Origin of the sequence: Salmonella sp. SA14318 (assembly GCF_029866905.1) — a bacterium.
In the GTDB taxonomy this organism is placed as follows: Bacteria; Pseudomonadota; Gammaproteobacteria; order Enterobacterales; family Enterobacteriaceae; genus Salmonella; species Salmonella enterica.
Window position 1 is genome coordinate 1,476,002 of the sequence record NZ_CP123282.1, and the last position, 15,066, is coordinate 1,491,067.

The following is a 15,066-nucleotide window of genomic DNA, read 5'->3' on the forward strand; positions in this document are numbered from 1 at the left end:
AGACAAATATGGACCTGATCTACTTTATTATTGATTTTATTCTGCACATCGATGTGCATCTGGCGGAGCTGGTCGCGGAGTACGGCGTCTGGGTGTACGCTATTTTGTTTTTGATTCTGTTTTGTGAAACCGGCCTGGTCGTCACGCCGTTCCTGCCGGGCGACTCGCTGCTGTTTGTCGCCGGGGCGCTGGCTTCGCTGGAAACCAACGATCTCAATGTGCATGTCATGGTGGCGTTAATGCTGATCGCCGCAATTGTCGGCGATGCGGTAAATTACACGATTGGTCGACTGTTCGGCGAAAAACTGTTCAGTAATCCGAATTCGAAAATTTTCCGCCGCAGTTATCTGGATAAAACCCACCAGTTTTATGAAAAACACGGCGGTAAAACTATCATTCTCGCTCGCTTCGTGCCGATCGTCAGAACCTTTGCGCCGTTTGTGGCAGGGATGGGGCACATGTCCTATCGGCATTTTGCAGCCTATAACGTCATCGGCGCGCTGCTGTGGGTACTGCTCTTTACCTACGCCGGTTATTTCTTCGGTACGATACCGTTGATTCAGGATAACCTTAAGCTGCTGATTGTGGGGATTATCGTGGTTTCGATATTACCTGGCGTCATTGAGATTGTCCGGCATAAGCGCGCTGCGTCGCGTGCCGCAAAATAGAAAGTAACTCAGCGGTTCGACCACTTTTTTATCCAAAGTTTCGGGCTGTTATGTTTTAATGTGCAACATTCATGGTCTGTTGGGGGCAAAAATGGCATTATGCGCCCCTTATAATAAAGCTGACTAAGGTTCAGGCAGAAAGGTCACCAATGAGCTGGATTGAACGAATTAAAAGCAACATTACTCCCACCCGCAAGGCAAGCATTCCTGAAGGGGTGTGGACCAAGTGTGATAGCTGCGGTCAGGTTTTATACCGCGCTGAGCTGGAACGTAATCTTGAGGTCTGTCCTAAGTGTGACCATCATATGCGCATGTCGGCGCGCAATCGCCTGCATAGCCTGTTAGATGAAGGTTCCCTTGTGGAGTTGGGTAGCGAGCTGGAGCCAAAAGACGTGCTCAAGTTCCGCGACTCCAAAAAATATAAAGACAGACTGGCGTCCGCGCAGAAAGAAACCGGCGAGAAAGACGCGCTGGTGGTCATGAAAGGGACGCTTCACGGTATGCCGGTTGTCGCCGCCGCGTTTGAATTCGCGTTCATGGGCGGCTCAATGGGGTCTGTCGTTGGCGCACGCTTCGTTCGCGCCGTTGAACAGGCGCTGGAAGACAACTGTCCGTTAGTGTGTTTCTCTGCTTCCGGCGGCGCGCGTATGCAAGAAGCGCTGATGTCGCTGATGCAGATGGCGAAAACCTCGGCGGCGCTGGCTAAAATGCAGGAACGCGGTTTACCGTACATTTCTGTACTGACCGATCCGACAATGGGCGGCGTTTCCGCCAGTTTTGCGATGCTGGGCGATCTCAACATCGCCGAGCCAAAAGCCCTGATTGGCTTCGCCGGCCCGCGCGTTATCGAACAAACCGTTCGTGAGAAGCTCCCGCCAGGATTCCAGCGCAGTGAGTTCCTGATCGAAAAAGGCGCTATTGATATGATAGTCCGCCGCCCGGAAATGCGCCTGAAGCTGGCGAGCATTCTGGCGAAGCTGATGAATCTGCCCGCGCCGAACCCGGACGCCCCGCGTGAAGGCGTGGTGGTGCCTCCGGCGCCGGATCAGGAGTCTGAGGCCTGATAACTGAAAAGGGCAGGGCCGCAGGCTCTGCCCTTTTGCTTTTCACCGTAAAGAAGCAGCGGAAACAATGAAAAACAAATCTATACCTCAAGCTGCGTCGCCCCTGGCCTCGTGGCTTTCTTATCTGGAAAACCTGCACAGCAAGAGTATCGATTTAGGCCTTGAGCGCGTAAGCCAGGTGGCAGCGCGTCTGGACATCCTCAAGCCTGCGCCGTTCGTTTTTACCGTTGCGGGAACCAACGGCAAAGGTACGACCTGTCGAACGCTGGAGTCGGTGTTAATCGCGGCGGGATACCGTGTGGGCGTCTATAGTTCGCCTCATCTGGTACGTTACACCGAGCGCGTGCGCGTGCAGGGGAAAGAATTAGCGGAATCCGCGCATACCGCGTCCTTTGCGGAAATAGAAGCGGCGCGCGGCGATATTTCATTGACCTATTTTGAATATGGTACGTTGTCGGCATTGTGGCTGTTTAAACAGGCTAACCTTGACGTGGTGATTCTGGAGGTCGGGTTGGGCGGGCGCCTGGACGCCACGAACATTGTGGATGCCGATGTAGCGGTAATTACCAGCATCGCGCTTGACCATACTGACTGGCTGGGGCCGGATCGCGAAAGTATCGGCCGCGAGAAAGCCGGGATTTTTCGTGCGGAAAAACCCGCTATCGTCGGCGAACCGGAAATGCCGGCAACCATCGCGGATGTCGCGCAGGAGACCGGCGCGCTGTTGCTGCGTCGCGGCGTTGACTGGCGTTATGAGGTGACAGCGACCCACTGGGCGTTTACCGATGGCGACGGCACGCTTGCCGGACTGCCGTTGCCGCAGGTTCCCCAGCCGAATGCCGCCACCGCTCTGGCCGCGCTGCGCGCCAGCGGGTTGAACATTGACGAACAGGCGATTCGCGACGGTATTGCGCAGGCTACCTTGCCGGGACGTTTTCAAATCGTGAGTGAGTCGCCGCGCGTTATCTTTGATGTCGCCCATAATCCCCACGCGGCGGAATACCTGACGGGTCGTCTGAAAATGTTGCCGAAACGCGGGCGCGTGCTTGCGGTGATTGGTATGCTGCATGATAAAGATATCGCCGGCACGTTAGCCTGGTTGAAAAGCGTGGTTGACGACTGGTATTGTGCTCCGTTAGAGGGGCCGCGCGGCGCGACGGCGGAACAACTTCTGGAACATCTGGGGAAAGGGAATGTCTATGATAGCGTCGCGCAGGCATGGCAGGCCGCTATCGACGCGGCGCAGCCAGAAGATACCGTGCTGGTGTGCGGATCGTTCCACACCGTCGCACATGTTATGGAAGTGATAGACGCGGGGAGAATCGGTGGCGAGTAAGTTTCAGAATCGTTTAGTCGGCACGATTGTGTTAGTCGCGCTGGGGGTTATTGTGCTTCCCGGTCTGCTGGACGGACAGAAAAAGCATTATCAGGATGAATTTGCTGCGATTCCACTGGTACCGAAGCCTGGCGACCGTGATGAGCCGGATATGATGCCTGCCGCAACGCAGGCGCTGCCGACACAGCCGCCGGAAGGGGCGGCTGAAGAGGTGCGGGCGGGAGATGCGGCAGCGCCATCGCTGGACCCGTCGCGCATGGCGTCTAACAATGTTGAGCTTGATCCGATACCGGCGGAGACGCCTAAACCGAAGCCGGTTGAAAAGCCGAAGCCGCAGCCTAAACCGCAACAGCCGGTTGTCGCCGCTTCCACGCCGACGCCCGCTCCGCAACCAGTCGCCGACGATAAACCTGCGCCGACCGGCAAAGCCTATGTCGTACAGTTGGGCGCGCTGAAAAACGCGGATAAAGTCAACGAGATAGTCGGCAAGCTTCGTTCCGCCGGGTTCCGGGTTTATACTTCCCCCTCAACGCCGGTACAGGGTAAAATAACCCGTATTCTCGTCGGGCCGGATGCGTCGAAAGATAAGATGAAAGGATCGCTTGGCGAGCTCAAGCAGATTTCCGGGTTAAGCGGCGTGGTGATGGGATATAGCCCGAACTAAGGCGCGTTTTGCCTGAGCGCGCAGCGTTAAGGCCTACGGTGTTCATCTGGTAATAGCCGAAGTTCTGTAGGCTGGATAAGGCGTTTACGCCGTCATCCGGCAGAAGGAATAAACCTGGTATCCTGCGCTTATCAGGCCGATGGCAGCTCTTCTGGTCGTGCCCGAAGAGATAAAAAGTGTGATGGCGTTGAATATTTTTTCAGCGCCATTTTTATTTACGCGTGGGAAGGAAATCCCTACGCAAACGTTTTCTTTTTCTGTTAGAATGCGCCCCGAACAGGACGACAGGGCGTAAAATCGTGGGACATCTATGGTCTGGATTGATTACGCCATTATCGCGGTGATTGCTTTTTCCTGTCTGGTTAGCCTGATCCGCGGCTTTGTTCGTGAAGCGTTATCGCTGGTGACGTGGGGTTGTGCTTTCTTTGTCGCCAGTCACTACTACACTTACCTGTCTGTCTGGTTTACGGGCTTTGAAGACGAACTGGTTCGTAATGGGATTGCTATCGCGGTACTGTTTATCGCGACGCTTATCGTCGGCGCTATCGTGAATTTTGTGATAGGTCAGCTAGTAGAAAAGACCGGCCTGTCGGGAACTGACCGGGTGTTGGGGATCTGTTTCGGCGCACTGCGAGGCGCGCTGATTGTCGCCGCCATTCTGTTCTTCCTTGATACCTTTACCGGCTTGTCGAAAAGCGAAGACTGGAGCAAATCGCAGCTCATCCCGCAGTTCAGCTTCATCATCAGATGGTTCTTTGACTATCTGCAAAGCTCGTCGAGTTTCTTGCCCAGGACGTAACAGGTTCTGAGATGTGGCTTAACGAGGAAAATGACGTATGTGCGGTATTGTCGGTATCGCCGGTGTTATGCCGGTCAACCAGTCGATTTATGACGCGTTAACAGTGCTCCAGCATCGTGGTCAGGATGCTGCCGGTATCATCACCATTGATGCGAATAACTGCTTCCGCTTGCGTAAGGCAAACGGGCTGGTGAACGATATTTTTGAAGCTCGCCACATGCAGCGTTTGCAGGGCAACATGGGGATCGGCCATGTGCGCTACCCTACCGCAGGCAGCTCCAGCGCTTCCGAAGCGCAACCTTTTTACGTTAACTCGCCGTATGGCATCACGTTGGCCCATAATGGCAACCTGACTAACGCGCACGAGCTACGTAAAAAGCTGTTTGAAGAAAAGCGCCGTCATATCAACACCACCTCCGATTCCGAAATCCTGCTCAATATTTTCGCCAGCGAGCTCGACAACTTCCGTCACTATCCGCTGGAAGCCGACAATATTTTTGCCGCGATTGCCGCGACTAACCGTCAAATCCGCGGCGCCTATGCCTGCGTGGCGATGATTATCGGCCACGGCATGGTGGCTTTTCGCGATCCGCACGGCATTCGCCCGTTAGTGCTGGGCAAGCGTGACGTTGGCGATGGTCGTACGGAGTATATGGTCGCTTCTGAAAGCGTGGCGCTGGATACGCTGGGCTTTGAGTTTCTGCGCGATGTCGCGCCGGGCGAAGCTATCTATATTACCGAAAAGGGGCAACTGTTCACGCGCCAGTGCGCGGATAACCCGGTCAGTAACCCCTGTCTGTTCGAGTATGTTTACTTCGCTCGCCCGGACTCCTTTATCGACAAGATCTCCGTCTACAGCGCTCGTGTGAATATGGGCACCAAACTTGGCGAAAAAATCGCTCGTGAATGGGAAGATCTGGACATCGACGTCGTGATCCCTATCCCGGAAACCTCCTGCGATATCGCACTGGAAATTGCCCGTATTCTCGGCAAGCCGTACCGCCAGGGATTTGTCAAAAATCGTTACGTGGGACGTACCTTTATCATGCCGGGCCAACAGCTACGCCGTAAATCCGTGCGCCGTAAGCTCAATGCTAATCGCGCGGAATTCCGCGATAAGAACGTCCTGCTGGTGGATGATTCCATCGTGCGTGGCACCACATCAGAGCAGATCATCGAGATGGCCCGGGAAGCCGGCGCGAAGAAGGTTTATCTGGCGTCCGCCGCGCCGGAAATTCGTTTCCCCAACGTCTATGGCATTGATATGCCGACCGCCAATGAGCTGATCGCGCATGGTCGCGAGGTGGATGAGATTCGGCAGATCATCGGCGCAGACGGGCTTATCTTCCAGGATCTGAACGATCTGATCGAAGCCGTACGCGCGGAAAATCCGGATATCCAGCAGTTTGAATGTTCGGTATTTAACGGGGTATATGTCACCAAAGACGTAGACCAGCAATACCTCGACTTCCTGGATTCATTACGTAATGACGACGCCAAAGCGGTGCTGTTCCAGAACGAAATGGAAAACCTGGAAATGCATAACGAAGGCTAATAGCTTTGCCAGCGGCGCGATGCCGCTGGCCGATGTCAATTACGCACCACGCCGAAGCGAATAGCGTATTTTTGTACTTTGTACTGTAACGTGGTGCGCGATACGTTAAGGCTGCGGGCCGCGGCGGCAATATTCCCCTGATGCGTATCCAGCGCGGTTTCTATTAAATGCCTTTCGTAGTTGGCAACCCGTACCTCCAGCGATCCTTCATACTGCGGATCGGGTGACGAGGGAAAAGGATTTTCCGGCGCGGTTTCCGGTACGCCTAAATTTAACTCGTCCTGTTCAAAAATGATGTGTTTGAGCAGCCCATCTTTTTCCTGCATGATCATGCTGCGTACAATCGCGTTTTCCAGCATCCTGACATTACCCGGCCAGGCGTGATTGAGCAGATCAGCACGCGCCGTCTCGCTTAATCCGTGAATGTCCTGCGGCACGTCATTACGGTATTTATCAATAAAATAATTCGCCAGTAAGGGAATATCTTCCGGGCGGGCGCGCAGCGGCGGTAACGTCAACATTCCGACGCTCAACCGATAAAAAAGATCTGCCCGCAGACGTTCTTGTTGAATTAATTTGACGGGCGCTTCGTTCATGGCGGCAACGATCCTGACATCAGAGTGGAGTTGCTGTTGTCCGCCGAGCCGCCAGAAGGTTTTATCCTGCAAGAATCGCAGCAGCTTACTTTGCATCTCTATCGGCATGGCGTTCAGCTCATCAAGAAAGAGCGTTCCCCCGTTTGCCAGTTCCAGATAGCCCTGGCTATTTTCCGCGCCGGTATAGGCGCCGCGCACGGTGCCGAAAAGCGTACTTTCGATAAGCGTAGGCGGTAGAGCGCCGCAGTTCAGGGCGATGAAGGGTTTATTCGCCCGCTTGCTGCATTGATGTATCAGGCGGGAAAATAGCTCCTTACCCGTTCCCGTCTCCCCGACAATCGTCACCGGAATATTACTGGCGGCCAGCCGTTTGGCTTTGGCGATATTACTGAGCATTTCCGGGTTTTCGGTAATAATGGCATGGTGCTTCTCATGGTGATCGGCATACAGCAGTTGGTTCAGTTCTACCACCTGCTCCTGGAGCCGCCTGACGCCGGACATATTCCTGCCGATTTCGATAACGCCGACCATGCCGCCATCGCTTGCATAGAGCGGCGCGGTGGTGTGCTGATAGTCAACGGCCTGGCCTCGCGCATTGTAATAAATTTGATAATGGCCAATGTATTCCACGCCTTTTTTTAACGATGAAAGCATCGTACTTTGGGTCTCTTTCATGCCCGGATAGACATCCAGCATATGTTTTCCCATTGCCCGTTCAATACTGTAGCCGTCCAGATCCGCGCTTTCCTGATTGTAGTAAACGTATTCACCACGCTCATTAATGACGGCCAACGGCTGATGAATCAAATCGAAAAAGCGGGAAAACATCCTGAGCGCCGAGGCCAGTTCCTGATTGGTGGATGCCATACACGCATTCCTCATATCTATTGTTCATGTTGTCATTATAAAAGTGACGAATTTTCGTCGTTGTGATGAATAACAAACTCAATGACGAAAATGAGAAAAAGCTTATTTTTATAAGCAATTGATTATTATGATAAAAAATAGTGGCATGCCTTTTGCTTTATCCCTGTAAAGAATGCGGATTTTTACCATAAACATTAAGCAGAGGGCGTTATGACTGACTCGATTATGCAGAATTACAACCAGCTACGTGAGCAGGTAATCAACGGCGATCGCCGTTTCCAGCACAAAGACGGTCATTTGTGTTTTGAAGGGGTCGATCTGGACGCTCTGGCGCGCCAGTACCCCACGCCGTTCTATGTGTTTTCTGAGCCGGAGATTATTCGTAACATTCATGAAATCCAGCAGGCATTTGCGGCGCATAAAAATACCAAAACCTTCTTTGCGTCAAAAACCTGCTCGGTCATGGGGGTGTTGAAAGCCATTCGTGACGCCGGAATTTGCGCGGAGGCAAACTCACAATATGAGGTTCGCAAGTGCCTGGAGATAGGCTTTCGCGGCGATCAGATCGTCTTCAACGGCGTGGTGAAAAAGCCTGCCGATCTGGAATATGCCATCGCTAACGATCTGTATCTTATTAATGTTGATAGCCTGTATGAGCTGGAACATATTGATGCCATCTCTCGCAAGCTGAAGAAAGTCGCCAATGTTTGCGTCCGCGTAGAGCCGAATGTTCCCTCGGCGACGCATGCGGAACTGGTTACCGCTTTCCATGCGAAGTCGGGTCTCGACCTGGAACAGGCGGAAGAAACCTGCCGCCGCATTCTGGCGATGCCTTATGTGCATTTGCGCGGCTTGCATATGCATGTGGGCGATCAGGTGCCGGAGTCAGAGCCTTTCGCAAAAGCGACTAAAGTGCTGGTGGATGAATCCCGTCGCCTGGAAGAGGTGCTCGGTATTAAATTTGATTTGATCAACGTAGGCGGCGGAATTCCGGTTCCCTATAAATATGACGACGAGAATGGCGACCCGTTAAAAGATAATATGTATGCCGGTATTACCGCCCAGGATTTTGCCGATGCGGTCATTCGCGAAGTGCATAAATGGCGTACCGATGTGGAAATATGTATTGAACCGGGACGTAAAGTGACCGGGTCGGCGGCGGTTTTACTGACGGAAGTCTCCTGCGAAAAACGTAAAACAAATTACGATCTTAACGGCAATGTGGAATGCCACGTTGAATGGAAATTTGTCGACGCCGGTTACAGCGTACTCTCTGACAGCCAGCATTTTGACTGGTTCTTTTATGTCTATAACGCCTCTCGCATGACGGCAGCGCACGACGCCTGGATAAAATTAGCCGGGCCGCTGTGTGATGGTGGAGATTATTTCCACATGGGAGTGAAAGGCGAAGAGTTTTTACTGCCGAAGGAGACTCATGTTGGCGATATTGTCGCGTTTCTTGATGCCGGGGCATACACCATTGAAAGTCAAACCGTTTATAACAACCGTCCGCGCACGGGCGTGGTGATGATCGATAAAAATGGTGAGACGCGTCTGATTCGTCGGGAAGACAGTTACGAAGATATGGTCAAGTACGACATTTATTAATACTGTTTTGGGCTTCAGTTTTATGCTGAAGCCCGTCGTCAGATGATAAGAAGAGGGCAGTGATGCCTGAATGCATAACAGGAGATGGCCATGAGTAACACGAATTCTGGCTTACTTGGCATCAAAGACATTGTCTTTATGAATGTCATCGCTATTCTGAGTTTGCGGCAAATCCCTAACGTGGCGCCTTACGGGGCATCGGCCATGTTGTTATGGGTGATAGCCGCATTCTGCTTGTTTTTTCCTTTAGCGATGGTATGCGGCGAGCTGTCAACCGGCTGGCCGAAAGATGGCGGGATATTTGTCTGGATTAAAGAGGCATTTGGTAAACGTATTGCATGGATTGTCGTGGTTTGTTTTCTCTTTTCCTGCGTACTGTTTTTCCCATTAATGCTGCAATTCGGCTTTACCGCGTTGGGCTATATGATCGGCGGCGGCCTGGCGGAAAATAAAGCATTTATCGGTATTGGTTCCGCGGTAATTTTCTGGCTATTAACGCTGATGAATATCCGCGGGATGGAATGGACAAAAATTATTAATAGCATCAGCGCCTGGTGCGGTGTATTTATTCCCTCCGCCATCCTCATTTTACTGGCGGTGGTATGGCTATGTACCGGACACCAGATGCAGACGGACTACACTACAGCGAAAAACTGGATTCCGGATCTCGGACACTGGGATACGATCGTTTTCTTATCCAGCATGATGTTTGCGTTTGCCGGACTGGAGGTCGCCCCGATGATTGCCGGGCGTACCCGTAATCCACAGCGTGATTTTCCGCGAGCGATGGCCGTCTCCGCCGCCGTTATCGTTGGGATCTATATGGTCGGTACCTGGGCGCTAAACACGCTTTTACCCGCCGGGAAAACCGACATCGTGGCAGGCGTCATGCAGGCTATGCATGCTGCTGCGGACACGCTGCATATGCCGTGGTTAATTCCTGTTATGGCCATCTGTATGTTTTTTGGCGCTCTCGGGCAGATTAACTCCTGGCTGGTGGGGCCGATTTATATGCTCCAGGAAGCCTCGCGTGAAGATAATCTGCTGGGGGACCGAATCGGCAAATTACATCCGGTGTGGAAAACGCCCGCCTTTGCCTTGACTGTACAGGCGATTATTGTCACGGTCCTGTGTTTTTCGACTTTTATTTCGCCAAGCGTTGCGGCGGCTTACTGGATGTTAACGGCGCTAACGACCATCACCTATTTTATTCCTTATCTGGTGATGTTCCCGGCGTTCTGGCGTTTACGTAAGACTCAGCCGGATACGCCAAGAAGTTTTAAAATTCCGGGCAAGGTTTTACCGGCTATTTTACCCGCGCTGGGCTTTCTTTCTATCGCCTTTGCCGTTGCGCTGTTATTTATTCCGCCTTCTCAAATTGATATGGGCGGATATTTCCAGTACGCCGGGAAAATTATTGGCGGAGCCGTGCTGGCGGTTGTCGTCGCGGAGTACATTTACCATCGGGCGCAGAAACGTAATGCCCGTTTAAGCATGGCGGGAGGAAAATAAAATGTATATGCCAGTTCTGGAAATAAATCTACGCAAGCTGGAAGAAAACGCCCGCACGGAAAAAGCTCTGCTGGCAAGTAGCGGTATTGACGTGATGGCTGTCAATAAAGTTTTTGACGGCTGCGTGGAAACTGCGCAGGCGGTGTTCAATGGCGGAATTACCGTTATTGCTGAATCACGAACCTATAATTTGAAAAAAATACGCGAGACAGGATGTACAACCTGCCTGTTACGCAGCCCGTGTCTGAGTGAAATCGAAGATGTGGTGCGCTACGCGGATATTAGTTTAAATAGCGAGCCGGTGGTATTACGGGCATTATCGCAGGAAGCCCAACGCCAGGGGAAAACGCATCAGGTATTACTGATGGTGGATATGGGCGATTTACGCGAGGGTATCTGGTTTGGTGAATATCAACGCATTCTTGAGACCGTGACTCTGATTACTGGTCTGCCCGGTCTGGAATTATATGGACTGGGAACCAACTTTAATTGTTACGGCACCGTGTTGCCAACGGTAAAAAATGGCGAGGATTTTCTGGCGCTGGCCGCCCGGCTGGAAGCCGACAGCGGTATTCCTGTCCGGCGGCTTTCTGCGGGAAACTGCACCAGCTATCACCTGCTGGATAAAGGTATCTGGCCGCAGGGGCTGAATCATCTGCGCATCGGCGGACTGCATGAATTCGGCATTGAATATGTGGACATGAAATACCTGAATGAATTTCACCACTCCGCAAAACCGGTCGATAAAGCCTGTTCCGATATGTATATCCTGGAAGCGGAAATCATCGAACTGAACAGTAAACCGACCGTCCCGGTCGGGGAGCTGGGCGTCGATGCCTTTTTGCAAAGTAAAACCTTTGTCGATCGTGGCATACGCCGACGCGCATTGCTGGCGTTTGGTCGCCAGGATGTGCCGTCGGATAACTGTGTGCCATGCGACGACGCTATCACTATCTTAGGGCAAACCAGCGATCATACGCTGGTGGATATTGAAGATTGTCGTCAGTCGCTAAAAGTAGGCGATGTGGTTCGCTTTGAGCTGGATTATACGGGCCTGTTAATGGCCTGCCAGACCAAAGGCGTCGCCTGGAGGTTTACGCGTTAACGCATAACCGCCGCGGCTATGTCGCGGCGGCATCTTTGACCTCACGAAAGACAGGGAGTAACGATGGATACCCTGCAACAATCTCCGCCAGCAGAGCCTGAAGGCGGTCTGCGGCGTAACCTGAAGAAGCGGCACCTGCTGATGATGTCGCTGGGCGGCACGATTGGCACCGGCTTATTTATCGGCATTGCCGAACCGTTAAGCAGCGTCGGGCCGGCGGGAACCTTACTGGCCTATCTGTTTGCCGGAACCATTATGCTGGCAACGATGATGTGTCTTGGCGAATTATCATGCGCCTTTCCTCACTCCGGTTCATTTCAACATTACGCGCTGATGTTTATGCCGTCACCTTGCTGGAGCTATACCATTGGCTGGCTTTACTGGTTTAGCTGGGTCTTTTCCCTGGCAGCCGACCTCACTGCCGCAGGGTTTATTGCTCACCAGTTTTTCCCCGCGGTTCCGGTATATATGTTCTGCCTGGCGATTCTGCTCATCCTGACAGCCATCAATCTCACCTCCGCAAAAAGTTTTGGCGAATGCGAATACTGGCTTTCGGCCATTAAGGTCTTCGCGATCGTGCTGTTTATCTGCGCGGGCGGGGTCATGATCTACTCGCTAATGGGCCATAGTGACTGGCACCCGACGTTAAAAACAGACGGAATGTGGTTTCCACACGGTTGGGAGCAAATTGTGGTCTGTATGACGATCGTGATTTACTCCTTCCAGGGGGTGGAACTGGTAGGAAATGCGGCAGGGGAGACCGAATCGCCGCACATTATTTTACCGAAAGTGATCCTGGGGATCGGTCTCAGAATCATTTTGTTTTACGGCCTGGCGATTGCGGTGCTGGCGCTGGTCTATCCGCATGAACTGACGCCAAATGGACAAAGTCCCTTTGTATGGGTATTCTCCCACGCGGGCATTCCGGGGGCGGATACGCTGATGACGCTGGTGATCTTTTCCGCCGCGGTTTCTGCCGCTAACTCGGCCATTTACGCCAGTTCGCGTATGCTGTGGTCTATGGCGGGCGATCGCTTTGCGCCAGCCTGCTTTGGTAAAACGAACGGCGGCGGCGTGCCGGTGTATGCTATTTTAATCACGGCCTTGTTGGCGTTGGTATCGTTGCTGACTCGCTATATTCCCGCACAGCAATTTTATTTATATCTGATCGCCAGTACCGGGCAGGTGGGTTGCCTGGCATGGATAACCATCGGATGGTGCCAGTATCGTTTCCGACAATCGGTGCGTAATGGAACGTACGCCAGCGATTTGCTACGCTATCGATCGCCGCTTTTCCCCTGGACGGCCCGATTTGTCATTATCACCAATTTTGCCATTATGGTCGGCACCTGGTTTAGTGAGCAAGGGGTAGTGATAATGTTGGTTGAGCTGGCTTTTATGATAGGGATTCTTTTGTCATGGTATCTCTTCAGACCCACTTTGAGCCGATTACGTAACACAGTGGGATGAACGGCGCTCGTAAACGGTAAGAGAACATGAAACGACTCATTGTAGGAATTAGCGGCGCCAGCGGAGCGATTTATGGCGTGCGCTTATTACAAATTTTGCGCGATGTCGATAGCGTGGAAACGCATCTGGTGATGAGCCAGGCGGCCCGGCAAACGCTGGCGCTGGAGACCCATTTTTCGCTGCGCGAGGTGCAGGCGCTGGCCGATGTGACGCACGATGCGCGCGACATTGCCGCCAGCATTTCCTCGGGCTCTTACCCGACGGCGGGAATGGTTATCTTGCCCTGTTCGATTAAAACGCTGTCGGGGATTGTCCACAGTTATACTGACGGACTGCTTACCCGCGCGGCGGATGTGATATTAAAAGAGCGGCGACCTCTGGTGCTGTGTGTGCGCGAAACGCCGCTGCATATCGGGCATTTGCGTTTAATGACCCAGGCCGCTGAGATAGGCGCGGTGATTATGCCGCCGGTTCCGGCTTTTTATCATCTTCCTCAGACGTTAGATGATATTATAAATCAAACGGTTAACCGAGTTTTGGATCAGTTTGATATCCCCCTTCCGCACGATCTTTTTGTTCGCTGGCAGGGCGCATAGCGTTGTCTGTTTAGCGTGCATTATTGTCCCTGTTGCCCTGTTTCAGGGCAATTTTGTAACCGCGATCATATCCTCAACATTTAATTCGTTAAAAGCCGCCGAAACGCTGCGGTTCAACCGTCATACCTGCTATCTTCAACATCAGGACAATATTGCAACGTTTTATTAACAAATTTAACGTCGAATCGTTTTGCTGACGTGAAAATGGCATAAGACCTGCATGAAAAAGTCTGCAAACACACAACACCACGTAAAACATAAGAAAATGACGCCACTTGAGGGGTATGTATGAAGAAGACCGTTCTCGCTTTGTCTTTGCTGATAGGTCTGGGCGCGACGGCGGCCAGTTACGCCGCGCTCCCGCAAACGGTTCGTATTGGAACAGATACCACCTACGCGCCTTTCTCATCAAAAGATGCCAAAGGCGAGTTTATTGGCTTTGATATCGATCTCGGTAATGAAATGTGTAAGCGTATGCAGGTGAAATGTACCTGGGTCGCCAGCGACTTTGATGCGCTTATTCCCTCACTAAAAGCGAAAAAAATTGATGCCATTATTTCATCGCTCTCTATCACCGATAAACGCCAGCAAGAAATTGCGTTTTCCGACAAGCTTTACGCGGCGGATTCACGCCTGATTGCCGCAAAAGGGTCTCCCATTCAGCCGACGCTGGAATCGCTGAAAGGCAAGCATGTCGGCGTGCTGCAAGGGTCCACGCAAGAGGCTTACGCCAATGATAACTGGCGCACAAAAGGTGTGGATGTGGTGGCTTATGCCAACCAGGATCTTATCTATTCCGATTTAACTGCCGGTCGTCTGGATGCCGCATTGCAGGATGAAGTCGCCGCCAGCGAAGGTTTCCTGAAGCAGCCAGCGGGCAAAGAGTATGCGTTTGCCGGTCCTTCCGTGAAGGATAAAAAATATTTTGGCGACGGGACGGGGGTTGGGCTGCGTAAAGACGATACCGAGCTAAAAGCCGCGTTTGATAAAGCGCTGACCGAACTGCGCCAGGACGGAACTTACGACAAAATGGCCAAAAAGTACTTCGATTTTAATGTCTACGGCGATTGAGGGAAGGGGATAACGCGCCGCGCTGGGGAACTATCACGGTGCAAAATAGATGTTTTGCACCTTTTTGGTGCATAAGCCGTTGCGGAACAGGCGCATAAATGCATACTTAATCGATTTTTATGCAAAATAAACCGGCTGACAAGGTAGAATGCTTT

General features: G+C 52.3%; 13 protein-coding genes. 12 read left to right on the top strand and 1 reads right to left on the bottom strand.

Annotation, left to right across the window (positions count from 1 at the left end; translation table 11 throughout):
* The first annotated feature begins 8 nt into the window (after positions 1-8).
* The 6 genes from QEN32_RS06950 (at position 9) to purF (ending at position 6,086) form a co-directional block, all read left to right on the top strand.
* Positions 9-668, top strand: a complete 660-nt coding sequence (locus tag QEN32_RS06950) for a DedA family protein (protein ID WP_000364318.1) — start codon at positions 9-11, stop codon at positions 666-668.
* 149 nt (positions 669-817) lie between these two features.
* Positions 818-1,732: an acetyl-CoA carboxylase, carboxyltransferase subunit beta gene (gene accD, locus QEN32_RS06955; RefSeq protein WP_000118383.1), complete on the top strand. Its 915-nt coding sequence runs from the start codon at positions 818-820 to the stop codon at positions 1,730-1,732.
* Between the two features lie 67 nt (positions 1,733-1,799).
* The gene (gene folC / locus QEN32_RS06960) at positions 1,800-3,068 is read left to right on the top strand and encodes a bifunctional tetrahydrofolate synthase/dihydrofolate synthase (RefSeq protein ID WP_000792271.1); all 1,269 of its coding nucleotides are present in this window, start codon (positions 1,800-1,802) and stop codon (positions 3,066-3,068) included.
* Positions 3,058-3,732, top strand: coding sequence for a cell division protein DedD (gene dedD, locus QEN32_RS06965; RefSeq protein ID WP_000157031.1), 675 nt, complete (start codon positions 3,058-3,060; stop codon positions 3,730-3,732). The genes folC and dedD overlap by 11 nt, the downstream gene beginning before the upstream one ends.
* A 310-nt stretch (positions 3,733-4,042) precedes the next feature.
* Positions 4,043-4,531: a colicin V production protein gene (gene cvpA, locus QEN32_RS06970; RefSeq protein ID WP_000262102.1), complete on the top strand. Its 489-nt coding sequence runs from the start codon at positions 4,043-4,045 to the stop codon at positions 4,529-4,531.
* 37 nt (positions 4,532-4,568) lie between these two features.
* Positions 4,569-6,086, top strand: a complete 1,518-nt coding sequence (gene purF / locus QEN32_RS06975; RefSeq protein WP_000334205.1) for an amidophosphoribosyltransferase — start codon at positions 4,569-4,571, stop codon at positions 6,084-6,086.
* A 35-nt stretch (positions 6,087-6,121) separates the two neighbouring features.
* Here purF and QEN32_RS06980 read toward each other — a convergent pair whose 3' ends face one another.
* Positions 6,122-7,549 carry a sigma-54-dependent Fis family transcriptional regulator gene (locus QEN32_RS06980; RefSeq protein ID WP_076735819.1) on the bottom strand — a complete coding sequence of 476 codons (1,428 nt, stop codon included), beginning with the start codon at positions 7,547-7,549 and terminating at the stop codon, positions 6,122-6,124.
* Between the two features lie 210 nt (positions 7,550-7,759).
* On the opposite strand from QEN32_RS06980, the gene QEN32_RS06985 reads away from it, so the two are divergent.
* From QEN32_RS06985 to argT, 6 genes are all read left to right on the top strand, one after another.
* Complete coding sequence (locus QEN32_RS06985) at positions 7,760-9,157, top strand: alanine racemase (RefSeq protein WP_000132306.1); 1,398 nt, start codon at positions 7,760-7,762, stop codon at positions 9,155-9,157.
* 90 nt (positions 9,158-9,247) lie between these two features.
* Entirely contained in the window at positions 9,248-10,669 is a 1,422-nt protein-coding gene (locus QEN32_RS06990; RefSeq protein WP_000072512.1) for an APC family permease, read from the top strand.
* Position 10,670: 1 nt separating this feature from the next.
* Positions 10,671-11,774, top strand: coding sequence for an alanine/ornithine racemase family PLP-dependent enzyme (locus QEN32_RS06995; protein ID WP_000281907.1), 1,104 nt, complete (start codon positions 10,671-10,673; stop codon positions 11,772-11,774).
* A 63-nt stretch (positions 11,775-11,837) separates the two neighbouring features.
* Entirely contained in the window at positions 11,838-13,244 is a 1,407-nt protein-coding gene (locus tag QEN32_RS07000; protein WP_000380356.1) for an amino acid permease, read from the top strand.
* A 26-nt stretch (positions 13,245-13,270) separates the two neighbouring features.
* On the top strand, positions 13,271-13,840 hold the full coding sequence (locus QEN32_RS07005; protein WP_000825680.1) for a UbiX family flavin prenyltransferase: 570 nt from the start codon (positions 13,271-13,273) through the stop codon (positions 13,838-13,840).
* A 288-nt stretch (positions 13,841-14,128) separates the two neighbouring features.
* Positions 14,129-14,911 carry a lysine/arginine/ornithine ABC transporter substrate-binding protein ArgT gene (argT, locus tag QEN32_RS07010; protein ID WP_000754423.1) on the top strand — a complete coding sequence of 261 codons (783 nt, stop codon included), beginning with the start codon at positions 14,129-14,131 and terminating at the stop codon, positions 14,909-14,911.
* The last annotated feature ends 155 nt before the right edge of the window (positions 14,912-15,066 follow it).